The 14,930-nt window shown below is 58.1% G+C and carries 15 protein-coding genes; 2 read left to right on the top strand and 13 right to left on the bottom strand.

The genetic code is table 11. From position 1 onward, the window contains the following. Window positions 1–3: 3 nt before the first annotated feature. Both I9184_RS00270 and I9184_RS00265 read right to left on the bottom strand, forming a co-directional pair. Window positions 4–1,182 carry a biopolymer transporter ExbB gene (locus I9184_RS00270; RefSeq protein WP_152459020.1) on the bottom strand — a complete coding sequence of 393 codons (1,179 nt, stop codon included), beginning with the start codon at window positions 1,180–1,182 and terminating at the stop codon, window positions 4–6. Between the two features lie 69 nt (window positions 1,183–1,251). Continuing rightward, window positions 1,252–1,782, bottom strand: a complete 531-nt coding sequence (locus I9184_RS00265; RefSeq protein WP_209832252.1) for a gamma-glutamylcyclotransferase — start codon at window positions 1,780–1,782, stop codon at window positions 1,252–1,254. A 66-nt stretch (window positions 1,783–1,848) separates the two neighbouring features. Between I9184_RS00265 and I9184_RS00260 the strand changes: the two genes are divergently transcribed. Then, the gene (locus I9184_RS00260) at window positions 1,849–2,847 is read left to right on the top strand and encodes a DUF2125 domain-containing protein (RefSeq protein ID WP_209832251.1); all 999 of its coding nucleotides are present in this window, start codon (window positions 1,849–1,851) and stop codon (window positions 2,845–2,847) included. Here I9184_RS00260 and I9184_RS00255 read toward each other — a convergent pair. The 4 genes from I9184_RS00255 to I9184_RS00240 all read right to left on the bottom strand — a co-directional run bounded on the left by I9184_RS00255 (window position 2,844) and on the right by I9184_RS00240 (window position 7,156). After that, window positions 2,844–3,677 carry an extensin family protein gene (locus I9184_RS00255; RefSeq protein WP_171634528.1) on the bottom strand — a complete coding sequence of 278 codons (834 nt, stop codon included), beginning with the start codon at window positions 3,675–3,677 and terminating at the stop codon, window positions 2,844–2,846. The genes I9184_RS00260 and I9184_RS00255 overlap by 4 nt on opposite strands. Further along, window positions 3,674–4,594, bottom strand: coding sequence for a prephenate/arogenate dehydrogenase family protein (locus I9184_RS00250; RefSeq protein ID WP_171634530.1), 921 nt, complete (start codon window positions 4,592–4,594; stop codon window positions 3,674–3,676). Before I9184_RS00250 ends, I9184_RS00255 begins: the two co-directional genes overlap by 4 nt. Beyond that, complete coding sequence (gene hisC, locus I9184_RS00245; protein ID WP_209832250.1) at window positions 4,591–5,676, bottom strand: histidinol-phosphate transaminase; 1,086 nt, start codon at window positions 5,674–5,676, stop codon at window positions 4,591–4,593. The genes I9184_RS00250 and hisC overlap by 4 nt, the downstream gene beginning before the upstream one ends. 64 nt (window positions 5,677–5,740) lie before the next feature. Then, window positions 5,741–7,156 (bottom strand): aminotransferase class V-fold PLP-dependent enzyme, encoded by a 1,416-nt coding sequence (locus I9184_RS00240; protein ID WP_209832249.1) that lies wholly within the window; start codon window positions 7,154–7,156, stop codon window positions 5,741–5,743. 102 nt (window positions 7,157–7,258) lie between these two features. Here I9184_RS00240 and I9184_RS00235 point away from each other — a divergent pair, with 102 nt between their 5' ends. Further along, window positions 7,259–7,720: an Lrp/AsnC family transcriptional regulator gene (locus tag I9184_RS00235; protein ID WP_171634539.1), complete on the top strand. Its 462-nt coding sequence runs from the start codon at window positions 7,259–7,261 to the stop codon at window positions 7,718–7,720. 129 nt (window positions 7,721–7,849) lie between these two features. Here I9184_RS00235 and rpsD read toward each other — a convergent pair whose 3' ends face one another. The 7 genes from rpsD to ugpB all read right to left on the bottom strand — a co-directional run bounded on the left by rpsD (window position 7,850) and on the right by ugpB (window position 14,760). After that, window positions 7,850–8,470 carry a 30S ribosomal protein S4 gene (gene rpsD, locus I9184_RS00230; RefSeq protein WP_152459028.1) on the bottom strand — a complete coding sequence of 207 codons (621 nt, stop codon included), beginning with the start codon at window positions 8,468–8,470 and terminating at the stop codon, window positions 7,850–7,852. A 240-nt stretch (window positions 8,471–8,710) separates the two neighbouring features. Beyond that, window positions 8,711–9,031, bottom strand: coding sequence for a hypothetical protein (locus tag I9184_RS00225; protein WP_209832248.1), 321 nt, complete (start codon window positions 9,029–9,031; stop codon window positions 8,711–8,713). A 624-nt stretch (window positions 9,032–9,655) separates the two neighbouring features. Then, entirely contained in the window at window positions 9,656–10,591 is a 936-nt protein-coding gene (locus tag I9184_RS00220) for a glycerophosphodiester phosphodiesterase family protein (protein ID WP_209832247.1), read from the bottom strand. Further along, window positions 10,591–11,646 carry a sn-glycerol-3-phosphate import ATP-binding protein UgpC gene (locus tag I9184_RS00215; RefSeq protein ID WP_171722727.1) on the bottom strand — a complete coding sequence of 352 codons (1,056 nt, stop codon included), beginning with the start codon at window positions 11,644–11,646 and terminating at the stop codon, window positions 10,591–10,593. Before I9184_RS00215 ends, I9184_RS00220 begins: the two co-directional genes overlap by 1 nt. A 3-nt stretch (window positions 11,647–11,649) precedes the next feature. Continuing rightward, window positions 11,650–12,486 (bottom strand): sn-glycerol-3-phosphate ABC transporter permease UgpE, encoded by an 837-nt coding sequence (ugpE, locus tag I9184_RS00210; RefSeq protein ID WP_209833663.1) that lies wholly within the window; start codon window positions 12,484–12,486, stop codon window positions 11,650–11,652. Between the two features lie 20 nt (window positions 12,487–12,506). After that, window positions 12,507–13,388: a sn-glycerol-3-phosphate ABC transporter permease UgpA gene (ugpA, locus tag I9184_RS00205; RefSeq protein WP_152459032.1), complete on the bottom strand. Its 882-nt coding sequence runs from the start codon at window positions 13,386–13,388 to the stop codon at window positions 12,507–12,509. A 61-nt stretch (window positions 13,389–13,449) separates the two neighbouring features. Next, window positions 13,450–14,760 carry a sn-glycerol-3-phosphate ABC transporter substrate-binding protein UgpB gene (gene ugpB / locus I9184_RS00200; RefSeq protein WP_209832246.1) on the bottom strand — a complete coding sequence of 437 codons (1,311 nt, stop codon included), beginning with the start codon at window positions 14,758–14,760 and terminating at the stop codon, window positions 13,450–13,452. Window positions 14,761–14,930: the final 170 nt, after the last annotated feature.

Here is a 14,930-nt window from a genome sequence, read left to right as displayed (position 1 = left end):
GGGTTACTCTCCTTCCGGCGTGGTGCGCACCGCGCCCCGCGGCAGGGTCAGGGCCTTGACCAGCAGTTCGATATCCTTGCGGAATTCGTTCATGCTTTCCTGGCGACCCGCCGAAATCTCTTCGAGAATGCGCAGCAACTGCACGTCCATCGAGCGCAGGCGCATCCGGCTTTCGGCATCGATGCCATCGCCTGCACCGTGTTCGCGCATGTGATCAAGCAACGCATCCTGCCCCAGCGCAACACGCTCCAGAGCCGAAGTGACGCTTTCGGTATTGGCCTGGCGATTGTTCATCTCGGCAATCACATCGACCAGTTGCCCCAGCTTGGCCGAAACCTCAGCCCGCTCGCTTTCCTGAGCGGCAAACAGATCCTGCAACGCATCCATCTGTTCGGACATGGCATCCAGCACAGGTGTCAGTACGGCGATCTCTGCCCCGCCCTCTTCACCGCCGGCAAATCCGACGCGGGTGATCGAGGACAGCCATTCTTCGAGCTCGCGATAGAAACGGTTTTGCCCGTGCCCGGCAAACACTTCGAGCAGACCAACGATCAGCGATCCCGCCAAACCCAGCAGAGAGGACCCGAACGCAACGCCCATCCCCTGCAACTGCGCCTCGAGTCCGGTCATCAGGCGATTGAAGACGGCCAGCCCCTCTTCGCCTTCCTGCGGGTTCAGGCTGCGGATGGTGTCGACAATGGCTGGAACGGTTGTCGCCAGGCCAAAGAATGTACCCAGCAGACCCAAATAGATCAGAACATTGGTTATATAACGCGTGATTTCCCGTTCTTCTTCGACACGCTCGGCCACGGAGTCCAGAATGGACCGGGTTGAGGTGGAACTGATCTGTGAGCGCGCGCCTCTCTCCCGCAGCAGCGAAGCCAAAGGCGCCAGCAATTGCGGTGTACGCGCATCTTCGCGAACGACGCCCCCGACAAAGGCCTCGATCCAGCGCACGGACCCGATCAGTTGCGTAACCTGATAAAAACAAGCGAGGACGCCGATAAGAAATACGATCAGAATGAAACCATTCAGATACGGATTGGCATAGAAAACTGGCAATACGTAAGGCAGTGCCAGAAACACGCCCAGCCCGGACAAGCCGATCGCCATCAACATCAACAGAATTTGTCGAATGGGATGCGAGAAATGGGGTCTCGCGCCCTGATGTGCCTGCGCCATGCGCGTGGTTCCCGGTATTTGCCTGCTTTGCGTCGAATCTAGCGGGATTCCGCGCGTGACGCCAAGAGTTTATGCGGTGATGTCGCGCACCCGTTGCGCCAACCACTCAAGATCATGGTCACGCAGCCCGATCTCGGCCAGATGTTCTACGGTGTTGTAAAGGTATTCGTCATTCGGACCGCGCCCGCCAACCGCATGAGCGATGATCCGGGCCTGTTCCTCCAACGGCATCCCGCCGCAATACTGGACGTGGTCGGCATCGATCACATAGGTAACGGCATTGACGATTTCGCCGTTTTCCAGGTGCACATCCAGCATACGTTCAACATAGGCCGAGGAAATCAGCTCGCGCTCGCGCAGCTCGTGCAGCGTACGGTCTTCGTGACCCGCCTCGACCGCAAGGGCCAAACCGGTGCAACTTGCGTTCTCCTGTTCGTCCAGTGCCAGCACCAGGCCCGGTTTTTCTTCGGTCCCGCGGTGGTGGATCGAGCTCATGCAGAAGGAGCGGGAATAACCATGAAGTGTCGCGCGTTCACTGCGTGCCACCGGAAAGCTCGGATTCCACAGCAGCGATCCATATCCGAATACCCACATCGTCATTGCACTGGTCCTCGCCTGTTTCGGCCTATAAACATCAATTCCAAGGCGGGAAAAAGGGCCTTTCGAATGCGTATAATACGAGTGTTGATTTTTGTTTCCCTGGCATGGAGCGCCTATTGGTTCGTGGCCGGGTATGGCCTGCGCTCTGCGATCACTGGCTGGTTCGAACAGCAGGAGGCGCGCGGCTGGCAAGCGGATTTCTCGAATGTCGCGACAGCGGGCTATCCGACCCACCACATGACCCGTCTGAACAATCCGGCGCTGGCGGATCCGGTGAACGGCACGGCATGGAGCGCGGATTGGATCGAATTCAAAAGCCCCGCCATCTGGCCCGGCCGTCAGATATTGCGGTTCGCGGACACACCGCAACGCCTGTCATATTTCGACCAGACATCAACAATCGTGGCCGACGAATTGCTGGCCGAGCTGCAATTGCAGCCCGGCGTCTCGCTCGTGCTGGAGAAAATGGCTTTGACGGCCGAGGCCTGGTCGGTGACGGAAAACTCCACCACGCTGGCCTCGGGCGACACGCTGAGCCTGATCATGGAACAAACGTCAATTTCAGAAACCTATTCCATCACGGCCCGCGCGGATGGGTTTACACCGGGGGAAAAACTGCGGGCCCTGATGCATTCCGCAAGTTCGTTACCGCAGAGCTTTGAGACGCTGGAACTGGATATGGTCACCACTTTCGACAAGGTTTGGAGCCGGTCCGCCCTCGAAGACAGCCGTCCGCAGCCCGTGGCCATCGATCTGCGTCTGGCCGAGATCAAATGGGGTGAGCTGCGCCTGTTCGCGACCGGCGATCTGGATGTGGACGCCCAAGGTATCCCGACCGGAGAGATTGCCGTCAAAGCCGAAAACTGGCGGGATATGATCGCAATGGCAAACGCGGCGGGTGCCCTGCCCGATCAGGCCGTTGATCCCGTCACCCGAGGGCTGAACTTTCTGGCAGGGCTGGGCGGAAACCCCAACGCGCTGGATCTGCAACTGAATTTCCGCGATGGTTTCGTGGCGCTCGGGCCATTGCCTTTGGGCCCTGCCCCGCGCCTGATCCTGCGTTAACGGCAGTAAGGTCCGCTGCGATAGCGGGCCGTATCAAGGTGGAAATGATCCTTGTGATAGCGATCGGAATTCGGCCCCAGCACGGTACCAAACGGGCCGCACGCCCCGCGCCAGATCTTCTTGAGCTGTTTCTGAGACGGGTTCTTGCGCCACCCGTTCAGGACGGTCACCACCTCACCGTCAGCCATTTTGAAACCTGAGATATCGATCGCACGACCCTTACCATGTTCGGATATCCGCGCACCTTTGCGGTTGTTGCGGGTTCGGCAGGCATAATGGGCGGCGATTTGCAGCTCGACCACGGGCCCGCGGCGTTTGAAGGTGGGTTTGACGGTCTTGTCGACCCACTTGTTCAACGCAATGGCGGTGCCGCAATCCATCGTCGAGGGGCGGCTGAGCATCACACCCGAAACCGAGGTGATCTGCACCGCATCCTTGACACCACAGGCTGAATTCTTGCTGCCCACACGGCCAACAGGTTTGCCTTGAATGGCAATATCCCCGCAAACAGACCCTTTGCGCAGCTTGCGCCTTTTGAACAACACCTGCTGCTCGACAGACTCGGGTCGCAAATAAGGCATCAAGGATGTGTCCGGCCCCAGAAGTGGCAGCTCCGACGGGCGCGCCGCCGCAGCCGTGACTTGCGGCGAAACCGGACGCGAAACCGGACGCAGGTTGGCAATGTCAGAAGGGGCAGGCGCGCTGACAGCCTGCTGAACAGTCAAAGGGCGCATGAGGGGCACCAAAGACTGGTCAAGGGGCGCGGCATGAACCGGCGCGGCGCTCAAAGCCACGACCCCGATCAGAATATGCCCCCAGCGCAGTCTCATGAACTTGCCTTTCCCCGCCCAAAGTCCGGCGCATCCGTATCCTGCCCGGCATCGATGATGCCGCGACGAATAGCACGGGTGCGGGTGAAGTAGTCAAACAAATGATCGCCGTCGCCAGTGCGTATGGCGCGTTGCAGGGCAAAAAGCTCTTCGGTGAACCGGCCCAGGATTTCCAGCGTCGCATCCTTGTTGGACAGGAACACATCCCGCCACATGATCGGGTCGGACGCGGCAATCCGGGTGAAGTCGCGGAAGCCGGCGGCCGAATATTTGATGACTTCGCTGTCGGTTACCCGTCGCAGATCGTCGGCCACGCCAACCATCGTGTAGGCAATCAGGTGCGGCGCATGGGACGTTACGGCGAGGACCAGATCGTGGTGATCCGCATCCATCTCATCGACATTCGACCCCATGCCCTCCCAGAGCGCGCGCAGACGGGCAATGGCATCCGGGTCCGAACCCTCGACCGGGACCAACAGGCACCAGCGATTGTCAAACAGTTCGGCAAACCCGGATTCAGGGCCGGAATGCTCGGTCCCTGCCAAGGGATGCGCGGGAACGAAATGCACTCCGTCGGGGATATGAGGCTGTACCGCCCGAATGACGCCCCGCTTGACCGAACCCACATCCGTAACGGTGGCACCGGGTTTCAGCACGGGTGCAATTTCTTCTGCAACTGCGCCCATAGCCCCCACAGGCACGCAGAGCACGACAAGATCGGCGCCTTCAACCGCCTCGCGTGCCGTGTCGCAAACACGGTCACACAATCCGATCCTGCGCGCGGTTTCACGGGACTTTTCAGACCGGGCATAACCCGTCACTTCCCCGGCCAGCCCTGCACGTTTCATCGCCCAGAACATGGACGAAGCAATCAGGCCCAGCCCGATCAGCGCAACGCGGTCGTAAATCTGGCTCATGCTGCGCCCTCTTTGAATGCAGTGATCGCCGCAACCACACGGCGGCAGGCTTCTTCGTCGCCCACGGTGATCCGCAAGGCGTTCGGCAGGTTGTAGCCTGCAACCCGGCGGACAATCAAACCCTGCGTTTTCAGGTAGTCATCGCAGGCCTCGGCCTCGGCCTGATCGGCGAAACGCGCTAGGATGAAGTTGGTGCAGGACGGGTCCGACGGCACGCCTGTCTTGGCCAATTGATCGGCCAGCCACACACGAAGGCGCGCGTTTTCGGCCTGACAGAAGGTCAGGAATTCCACATCGTTTACCGCAGCTTCAGCCGCCGCCAATGCGGTCATTGACAGGTTGAAGGGCTGGCGCACCCGGTTCAGCACGTCGATGATCGGGCGGTGCGCATAGCCCCATCCGACACGCATACCGCCCAACCCGTACACTTTTGAGAAGGTGCGCGTCATGATTACATTCTCATGGGCGTCAACCAGCGATGCCCCGCCATCGAACCCATCGACAAACTCCGCATAAGCGCCATCAAGAACCATCAGGCAGGTGTCGGGCAGACCCAGCGCCAGACGTTCCAGTTCGTCGTTCGGGATCATGGTCGAGGTTGGATTGCCGGGGTTTGTGACAAACACGATCCGCGTCCGCCCCGTCACCGCGGCGAGAATGGCATCCACATCCACCTTGCGGTCACGTTCGGCCACCATGACCGGCGTCGCGCCGGCCATGCGGGCGATGATCGGGTACATGGAAAACCCGTGCTCGGTATAGATCACCTCGTCCCCCGGCCCCGCGTAGGCCTGGGCGACGAATTGCAATACCTCGTCGCTGCCGACACCGCAGATGATCCGCGCCGGGTCCAGCCCATGGCGTGCGCCGATGGCCGCGCGCAGGCTCGCGTGGTCGGTGCTGGGATAACGATGCAGAGTGGCCGCGCTGTCGCGCACCGCCTCTATGGCCTTGGGGCTGGGTCCAAACGGGTTCTCGTTCGAGCTCAGCTTGATCACATGCTCCACTCCCGCCACATGCGACTGACCGCCCTGATACAGCGCGATGTCCATAATGCCGGGTTGTGGGGTGATCTTGGTCATGAGAGGCTCCGTTGAATGGGCCTCTCATACCTGTCTCAAAGGGTTGAGAAAAGCGGCAATTCCCTCATGCGGCCTTGAAGCGCGCTGTTGCCGGGTCAGCGTTGTAGTAAGGCGTGAATTCTTCGGTCCGGTGCGACAGGTCATTGACGCTGTCGATGATGAACTGAACCGTCTCTTCGCTCATCAGATATGAGAAATTCAGGCGCACCCAGCCGGGTTTTTTCATTTCTTCCCCAGCGGACAAGGCAGCGTGCAGCGCCTCTGACGTTGCCTGATCGATCCCCAGCAAGCGGTGGGCGTAGGGTCCGGCACAGGCACAGCCGCCCCGCGCCTGAATGCCGTAGATATCGCTGAGCATCCGCGTAAACAGCTGCTGGTGCACGGGCTGGCCCGCATTGTCGCTCACCAGGAAGGAAAAGATCGGCAGACGGTGCGCTTTTTCGACCCCAAGCAGGGTCAGGTTCGGGTTGTTCTTCCAGCCGTCCAGCGCCATTTGATTGTACTGCGCTTCACGCCGGGCGATTTCGTCCGTTCCGACGACATCCTTGACGATGAAGGCCAGCGCCGCACGAATGTCTCCGATCACGTTGGGCGTCCCGGCCTCTTCCCGGGTAGACAGATCGGTGCTGTAGTCATGCCGCCACGGTGAAACGAAACTTACGGTTCCACCGCCGGGCCAGCTGGGGCACGTCCGTTTTACGGCCGATTGGTTCACAACCAAAACGCCTGACGCGCCCGGGCCACCGGGAAACTTGTGCGGCGAAACCACGATCGCATCCTTGCGGGCCCCTTCGGACCCCATGTCCATCGGCAGATAAGGCCCACCACCGGCATAGTCCCAAACGGCCAAGGCACCATACGCCTTGAGCATCCGCGTGACCGGATCAGGATCGGTGACAATGCCCGTTACGTTGGACGCGGCAGAAAACGATCCGACCACCAAATCGGCATCCACATGGGCCTCCAGCGCGGCTTTCAATGCACGCAAGTCCACGCCACCGCCCTCGGCCTCGGGGATTTCGATGACACGTGCCTTGCTTTCGCGCCACGGCAGAATGTTTGAGTGATGTTCATACGGGCCGATCAAGACAATCGGCTGGTCAGCCTCTGCCACCCCTAGCAGGCTGACCAACCGATTGAGCCCCGCAGTGGCGCCGGACCCGGTAAAGATCACCGCGTCCTCTTCCCGAGCACCAACAATGCGGGCTATTTCCGCCCGCGCTTCGCGGCGCAGACGTGTCATGTAGGACCCACAGTAGGAGGCCTCGGTGTGACTGTTTGCGTAAAACGGCAAAACGTCCTGCGCCACAAAATCCTCGACCTGCCGCAACGCGCGGCCCGAAGCGACGTAATCCGCATAGACAAGCGGCACGTCTCCAAGCAGACCCGGGATCAGAACGTTCTCGCCGATCAGCCCATCGCGCAGATTTGAATTGTGAGCGGTGGAACAGAGTTCCGCACGGAATTTGGACAGGGTCATGGCATTGGCTCCTTACTGCCATACCAATGTGATATTTCTGACCCGAGGAAACTTCACATATCTTTGCGTGGATTTTTGAATTTTTGTGTCATATGATCAATTATGGCATCAAAAATAGATCAAATTGATACACGCATACTGAAAGAGCTGCAAAAGGACGCCACCCTGTCACAGCGGGAATTGGCGGATCGGGTTGGCCTGTCCCAAAATGCCTGCTGGCGGCGCTTGAAGGCCCTGAACGAAAACGGTGTGCTGATCGGATCCACGGCCCGCATAGCACGAGAAGAACTGGGGTTGAGCCTTGTGGTCTTCGTCATGCTCCGCACCCGACACCACTCTGCCCAGTGGCTTCAGGCGTTTCGGAGCCATGTTCTGACAATCCCGGAAGTCGTGGATTTTCATCGGATCGGAGGGGATTACGACTATCAGCTGAAAGTCGTAACGCAGGACATGTCGTCATATGACAAGGTCTATCAACGATTGATCGAAAAGGTCGAGCTGGACAGCGTGACCTCGTATTTCGCGATGGAAGCGATCGCCGAAGGCAGGCCCCTGCCGATCTGACACGCACTTCATTTGCCCAAAAACACCCTAAGGAGTCGCAGGCAATGTCGCGATGACGGCTGCGCCATGGGCAAACCAAAAAAAGACCGCGCAAAAGCGCGGCCTTTCGGAATTCGATTTCGGCGAAGATCAGTTCTTCGCGTAGAATTCGACGACCAGGTTCGGTTCCATGACGACCGGGTAAGGCACATCGCTGAGGCCCGGCGCGCGCACGAACGTCGCGGTCATTTTCGAGTGATCGGCGTCGATGTAGTCAGGAACGTCACGCTCGGCCAGTGCGACGGCTTCCAGGACAACAGCCAGTTGTTTGGATTTGTCACGCACCTCGATCACGTCACCTTCTTTGACGCGGTAGGACGGGATGTTGACACGCTTGCCGTTCACTTTGACGTGGCCGTGATTCACGAACTGGCGCGCGGCAAAAACAGTTGCGACAAACTTGGCGCGGTAGACCACAGCGTCCAGGCGGCGTTCCAGCAGGCCGATCAGGTTCTCACCAGTGTCGCCCTTCACACGCTCGGCTTCAGCGTAGATGCGGCGGAACTGCTTCTCAGTCAGGTCGCCGTAGTAGCCTTTCAGCTTCTGCTTGGCGCGCAGTTGCAGACCGAAGTCAGACAGTTTGCCCTTGCGGCGCTGGCCATGCTGGCCGGGGCCGTATTCGCGACGGTTGACCGGGGATTTCGGACGACCCCAGATGTTTTCGCCCATCCGGCGGTCGATTTTGTACTTGGCAGACGTGCGTTTGGTCACGGCTGATCTCCTTCGTTAGGTCGAAGCCCTGACGGGCCACTATGAAGGGCGTTGTCCTCTTGAGGTCTCCCCCATGACAGGCATCCCCTTGCGGGGGCCACCAACACCAATGAAACCGCGCTTATATCCGCAATGCTGGCGGAGTCAACACAACATCCCGCAAAGTTCAGAAAAACGATCAGGGCAGACAACCAGCGGACCGGGCTCCGCACCCAAACCGCCAGGCGGCGCCTTGAAATCCTAGTTTGAGGCCGGAAAAGAAACTACCGTCGCGCCGCTTTTCGCGGCGGGGTTTGGGATCATCGCAAGCTCGGTCACATCGACAATCCAGAACTCTTCGTCCCGTGGCGGGCAAGCGCCTTCGAACACAAGAGCCCGCGACGTATCGTTGCCATCGGCAACAAGCTTGGCAGAGAACTTCTGCGCACCGTTGGTAAGGGTAAGGGTTCCGGTCACATCGCCCGAAATCTCACGGACAATAGGAAAGTGGCTGGTCACCGGGCTGGAAAGGCCCCCGACATTTCCGATTTTTCCGATGCTTTGCTCGGCAGTCTCACTCATGACGATTGCTTGTCCACGCCATGACCATGCTGCTCCGACCGTCATACAGGAAAGGGGCGCGTCTTCTAGCCCATCAATTTCCGTCTGACACCAAGTAATAGCTATTTGACCGTTTGTTCCGGCTCTCATCTGCCCACTCGCACTTACCAACACCCCAACACTCAATTTTTTCCTTATCAGCACAAATTCCGGCGGAAAAGAGACAGAACTGTAGCAAACCCAAGATTGTTGTTAATGTGACTCAATTTTTGGCGCTGTTCGTCAGGGGCGCCGGCCCGTCGATGACGGTTGTGACCAGCGATGGCCGAAACCAATACCAAAAAAACCTGATGGCATTGAACGAACTGATGTGCAGGTATCAATTCTTCTTCATCGCCCAAAGGTACGGAACACTATCCCGACAACCGCAAGCGTGACGCTCAGAGAAATGGGGGCAGCGGTCCGGATTTCCGTCAGCCGCGGGCCCAAGAACGGTGTCCTGAGCAAAGGCTCTCATCAAATCATGTTGAAAAAACATACTGATCCTGAGCGATAACGGGCTGAAGGGCCTTTGTTTGAGGCAATTTTCAATCGGCGCAAGAAATTCATCCACGTCACCCTCGGGGTGCCGGGATCACCGGTACGCTACTGCCAACGGAAGCCTGACTCCGACAGTTGTCTTTGAACCCGCCCGGGATAGTCGGATACGATTGCGTCCACTCCCAGATCGATCATCCTGCCGATATCTTCGTGTTCATTGACTGTCCACGCGACGACGCACAGGCCCAGCTCTTTTGCGCGCTTGACGTTTTCGGGTGTTACATCCGCAAAGTACGGGCACCAAAGCAAACCGCCAGCCTGCTTTACCAAGTTTGGAATTTCGTCGCGACGGCCACGAAAGTCCGGGCAAACGGATTTTGAGGAATCCTCGCCAACATCGTCGGCATTATCCGGAAGTTGCGTTAGGTAGGATGAAGGTATTTCCGGAGCTTGCCTCTGACACTCCGCCAACAGGTTCCAATCAAAACTGTGAAGCACCGCGCGCGAAGATAAACCCTTGCCGCGAACATCCCGAAGTACTCTGCGGACAAAGTTTTCCCGGTAAAGCGCATCATGGGCCACGTCGGGGTCCGACTTCAGCTCGAGCATCAAATGGGCATCACTGTAATTCGGGTCATTGACCAAATCGAGCAGATCCAACAGCCTTGGAACACGAACATCGTCTATTTGCGCCTGATCCGGGAAGCGTTGGCCATAGGCGGAATGGCCGTCCAGACGCCCAATATCGAATTGTCGGATCTGTTCGTAAGTCAGCGAGGAAACTTTTGGCTCTTCCCCGGTCAGAAACAGGCCATTGCAATCACGGAAACTGGCCGAATGCAGACGATGATTGTGCGTAATGACCGGCACATCATCGGCTGTCAGGACAACGTCAAATTCAAGAAGCGGGACGCCGATGGAAAGTGAAAAGTCGAAGCCGATCATGCTGTTTTCAGGCAACACGCCCCGTGCCCCTCGATGCCCCACGACCCGGATCAGGTTCTCCCCGCCGCGAAAGGCCTCAACCTGTTGAGACGCCATCAGCCTTCCAGCCTTTTGCCTGTCGCGTGGTCAAACAAATGCATGTTCTCAGGTGCCACCGAGAACCGCATAATCGGATGGCGTCCTTCGATCGGGTGGACACCGGGAAGGCTTGCCGTGATCGCGCTTTCAGAGCCCGACAGGTGACCGTGCAGCAACGTGTTGGCCCCAAGCGGTTCAGCCATCTGAATCGCGGCTTCAAGCGGGCCGTTGTCATCCGACAACAGGTGCTCCGGTCTTATGCCAAGCTTCACGGCGCAGTCCGGACCCCCAGAGGGGCCGACTTCGATTTCTCCGATCTTGACCGCCCCGTTTTGGCGCCGTGCTTCGAATATGTTCATTGCCGGGCTGCCGATGAATTGCGCGGCAAACAGCGTTTGTGGAGTTTCATAGACCTCGAGCGGCGTGCCGATCTGTTCGGCGATGCCGCCGTTCATCACGATCATCCTGTCCGCCATCGTCATTGCTTCGACCTGGTCATGCGTGACGTAAAGTGACGTGATCCCAAGTTTTTCCTGAAGTTCGCGTATTTCCAGACGCATCTGAACACGAAGCTTGGCATCCAGGTTCGAGAGCGGCTCGTCAAACAGGAAAACAGCGGGCTCGCGGACAATGGCCCGGCCCATCGCGACCCTCTGGCGCTGACCGCCGGACAATTGCCTGGGCTTGCGATCCAGCAAAGGTTCAAGCTGCAACAGCTTAGCCGCCTGGGTCACCTTTTGATCGATCTGAGCCTTGGGCAGCCCCGCGATCTTCAGGCCATACCCCATGTTCTGACGCACGGACATATGTGGATAGAGCGCGTAGTTCTGGAACACCATGGCGATGTCGCGATCCATGGGCTCTTTGTCATTGGCGCGTTCACCGCCGATCCGGATTTCCCCGGACGTGACCGTTTCCAGCCCCGCCACCATCCGCAACAATGTGGACTTGCCGCAGCCTGACGGGCCGACGATCACGATGAACTCTCCATCGGCGATATCGACATCAACGCCGTGGATCACATCCGTCGGGCCAAAGCTCTTTTTGACATTCTCTAGGGTAACTGTTGCCATTTCTTACTTCTCGCTATCGACAAGGCCACGGACAAAGAGCTTTTGCATCGACACCACCACGATGACCGGTGGGATCATCGCCAGAATGGACGTCGCCATGATCGTCGGCCAATGCGCAAAGTCGTCACCGGACGGGAACATCTGCTTGATACCCATCACGATGGTATTCATTTCGGGATCGGTCGTGATCAGCAGCGGCCAAAGATATTGGTTCCACCCATAGATGAACAGGATCACGAACAGTGCGGCGATGTTGGTCCGGCTCATGGGGACGACGATATCGATGAAAAACCGCATCGGTCGCGCGCCGTCGACCCGGGCTGCCTCGGCAAGCTCATCGGGGATGGTCAGAAAGAACTGACGGAACAGGAAGGTTGCCGTGGCCGAGGCAATCAGGGGAAAGATCAGCCCGTAATAGCTGTTGAGCATGCCGAACCCGGCGACAACTTCGAACGTCGGAACGATGCGGACTTCGACCGGCAGCATCAGGGTCAGGAAGATCAGCCAGAAGAACGTCGTTCGTCCGGGAAAGCGGAAATAGACAATCGCGAAAGCGGACAGCAGTGAGATGATGATTTTGCCGACTGCAATTCCGATTGCCATCACCAGACTGTTGAACAGCATCGTGGCAACGGGCACATTTACCCCCGAGAACAGCGCCGCCTTGTAGTTCACCCAGAACTGATCGCCGGGCACGACAGGCATCGGTGGCGAGACGATCTCGGCCTGGGTCACGGTCGAAGCCACGAAGGCAAGCCATATCGGGAAAAATATGATCAGGACACCGAGGATCATGAGGGCATGGGACAACCAGATGCCCGCGCCGCTTTTTTCGACCATTCCGTGTTGTTGGGCCGCCATCAGTAATGCACCCTCTTTTCCACGTATTTGAACTGGATGACCGTCAACAGGCCCACGACGATCAGCAAGATGACCGATTGCGCCGAAGACGAGCCGAGGTCCTGCCCCACAAACCCGTCCGAGAATACCTTGTAGACAAGAATTGTTGTCGACTGTTGCGGCCCGCCGCCGGTGATCGTGTGGATCACGCCAAAGGTCTCGAAGAAGGCATAAACGACGTTCACCACCAGCAAGAAGAACGCCGTCGGCGACAGCAGCGGCAGCACGATCGTGAAGAATCGGCGCCAGAAATGCGCGCCGTCAATCGCCGCCGCCTCGATCACGGATCTTGGAACGGATTGCAGGGCAGCGAAAAAGAACAGGAAGTTATAGCTTATGCGCCCCCAGGCAGAGGCAACGACCACCAGCCCCATGGCCTCGGTGCCGTTCAGAACGTGGTTCCAGTCATATCCAAGCTGGCCAAGATACCATGACACGACGCCGACGCGCGTGTTGAACATGAACAGCCACAGAACGCCCGCAACCGCAGGGGCAACAGCGTAGGGCCAGATCAGCAACGTCCGATAGACCCCGGACCCTTTGATCAATCGATCCGCAATGACCGCAAGAAACAAGGCAGGGATCATCGAGCACAACGTGACCAGCGTGGAAAACACCGCCGTCGTCACGAAGGAGGCGCGATAAAACTTGTCACTCAGCAGGAATTCAAAGTTGCCGAGCCCCACGAACTGGGACGACAGCCCGAACGGGTCAGGTATGAACAGCGACTGCCAGATGGCCTGACCGGCGGGATAGAAAAAGAAAACAGCGGAAATGATGACCTGAGGGGCGATCAACGCCAATGGCAACAGCCAGCCGCGAAAGGTGACGCGTTTTTCCATCCTGAAAACCCACCGAAGAAAGAAAATGCGGGCCCCGAAAGGGCCCGCATGACGTTACGACTTATTGATTGGCGGATTCGAACCGGCGCAGCAACGCATCGCCGCGCTCCTTCGCGCTGTCCATCGCTTCCTGAGCGGTCTTCTCACCGGACCAGATCGCCTCAAGCTCTTCGTCGATGATGCCCCGGATCTGGTCGAACGATCCCAAGCGCAAGCCTTTCGAATTTGCGGTCGGCTCTTTCGTGGTCATCTGGATCACTGCGACGTCGGTGCCCGGGTTTTCGTCATAAAAACCGGCGGCACGCGTAACCTCACCCGCTTCTGTCGTGATTGGAAGGTAACCGGTGTTCTGGTGCCAGGCCGCTTGTACATCAGGTGATGACAGGAAGCTCAGGAACTCTCCGACGCCCTTGTACTCTTCCGGCTCATGACCCTCCATTACCCAAAGAGACGCGCCACCGATGATGGTGTTTTGCGGCTCACTGGTTACGGATTCCCAATAGGGCAGCGGACGCACGTCGAAATCGAACTCAGCCTCTGCCTTGATGCCGGCGTATCCGGCCGAACTTTCGGTGAACAATGCGCACTCGCCTGACCGGAAGTTCGCACCACCTTCGTTTCTGCGGCCGGTATAGATGAACTTGCCATCCTTGGCCCAGTCACCCATCGCGGTCAGGTGTGCGACCTGCACCGGACCGTTCAGCATCAGCTCGGTATCCAGACCGGCAAATCCGTTGTCCCGTGAGGCAAAGGGAACATCGTGATAGGCTGAAAGGTTTTCAAGGTGAATCCAGCTTTGCCATGCTGTCACCAGCGGGCAATCCTCGCCACCTGCCTTCAGTTGCTCGAGCACTTCGCCGACTTTTTCCCAAGTGGACAGATCCGTGTCCGGATCAACGCCTGCTGCTTGCATGGCATCGCGGTTAACCCACAGGACCGGCGTCGAGGAGTTGAAGGGAAGCGACAGCATCTCTCCGTCTGTGGTTGTGTAGTAGCCTTTTACGGCGCCAATATACGCGTCGGGATCAAAAGACGCGCCGCTTTCGGCCATCACCTCATAGACCGGCTTGATCGCCCCTTTGGCTGACATCATTGTCGCCGTGCCGACTTCGAACACCATCAGAATATGTGGTTGTTCACCGGCCCGGAATGCAGCAATCCCGGCATTCAGGGTTTCCGAGTAGTTGCCCTTGTGGCTTTCGACCACGACGAACTCATCCTGACTGGCGTTGAATTCTTCAACTTGTCCTTTGACAAGTTCCCCAAGGCGACCGGTGAAGGCATGCCAGAACTGGACTTCGGTTTGCGCCATTGCCGCCAAGGGGGACAAGGCCGTGGTGATGGCAAGAGCGCCAAGCAGATTCTTTTTCATGATTCCTCCCATGCATCAGGGTTGATGCTTCGTTGAATACCGACCGCAACGCGTAAACGGCCCACATGACGATTTCACGACGTTAACGTTACAAAAATATAATTCAAGGCCTATCTACTTGGTGAAAAAATAACATAGTGTTATGAAATGGCACAGCAGATCGGGATCAG

It is taken from the genome of Ruegeria sp. HKCCE3926 (assembly GCF_017872515.1).
GTDB lineage: Bacteria > Pseudomonadota > Alphaproteobacteria > Rhodobacterales > Rhodobacteraceae > Ruegeria.
This window is presented reverse-complemented; position numbering and strand designations above follow the sequence as displayed.

Excerpts from the sequence above, each read along its gene's own strand:
- I9184_RS00225 (WP_209832248.1), bottom strand. The coding sequence starts at position 9,031 with ATGAGTGAGACTGCCGAGCAAAGCATCGGAAAAATCGGAAATGTCGGG.
- I9184_RS00255 (WP_171634528.1), bottom strand. The coding sequence starts at position 3,677 with ATGAGACTGCGCTGGGGGCATATTCTGATCGGGGTCGTGGCTTTGAGC.
- ugpE (WP_209833663.1), bottom strand. The coding sequence starts at position 12,486 with ATGGTCGAAAAAAGCGGCGCGGGCATCTGGTTGTCCCATGCCCTCATG.
- I9184_RS00235 (WP_171634539.1), top strand. The coding sequence starts at position 7,259 with ATGGCATCAAAAATAGATCAAATTGATACACGCATACTGAAAGAGCTG.
- I9184_RS00265 (WP_209832252.1), bottom strand. The coding sequence starts at position 1,782 with ATGACGATGTGGGTATTCGGATATGGATCGCTGCTGTGGAATCCGAGC.
- ugpB (WP_209832246.1), bottom strand. The coding sequence starts at position 14,760 with ATGAAAAAGAATCTGCTTGGCGCTCTTGCCATCACCACGGCCTTGTCC.
- ugpA (WP_152459032.1), bottom strand. The coding sequence starts at position 13,388 with ATGGAAAAACGCGTCACCTTTCGCGGCTGGCTGTTGCCATTGGCGTTG.
- I9184_RS00250 (WP_171634530.1), bottom strand. The coding sequence starts at position 4,594 with ATGAGCCAGATTTACGACCGCGTTGCGCTGATCGGGCTGGGCCTGATT.
- I9184_RS00220 (WP_209832247.1), bottom strand. The coding sequence starts at position 10,591 with ATGGCGTCTCAACAGGTTGAGGCCTTTCGCGGCGGGGAGAACCTGATC.
- I9184_RS00260 (WP_209832251.1), top strand. The coding sequence starts at position 1,849 with ATGCGTATAATACGAGTGTTGATTTTTGTTTCCCTGGCATGGAGCGCC.
- I9184_RS00215 (WP_171722727.1), bottom strand. The coding sequence starts at position 11,646 with ATGGCAACAGTTACCCTAGAGAATGTCAAAAAGAGCTTTGGCCCGACG.
- hisC (WP_209832250.1), bottom strand. The coding sequence starts at position 5,676 with ATGACCAAGATCACCCCACAACCCGGCATTATGGACATCGCGCTGTAT.
- I9184_RS00240 (WP_209832249.1), bottom strand. The coding sequence starts at position 7,156 with ATGACCCTGTCCAAATTCCGTGCGGAACTCTGTTCCACCGCTCACAAT.
- I9184_RS00270 (WP_152459020.1), bottom strand. The coding sequence starts at position 1,182 with ATGGCGCAGGCACATCAGGGCGCGAGACCCCATTTCTCGCATCCCATT.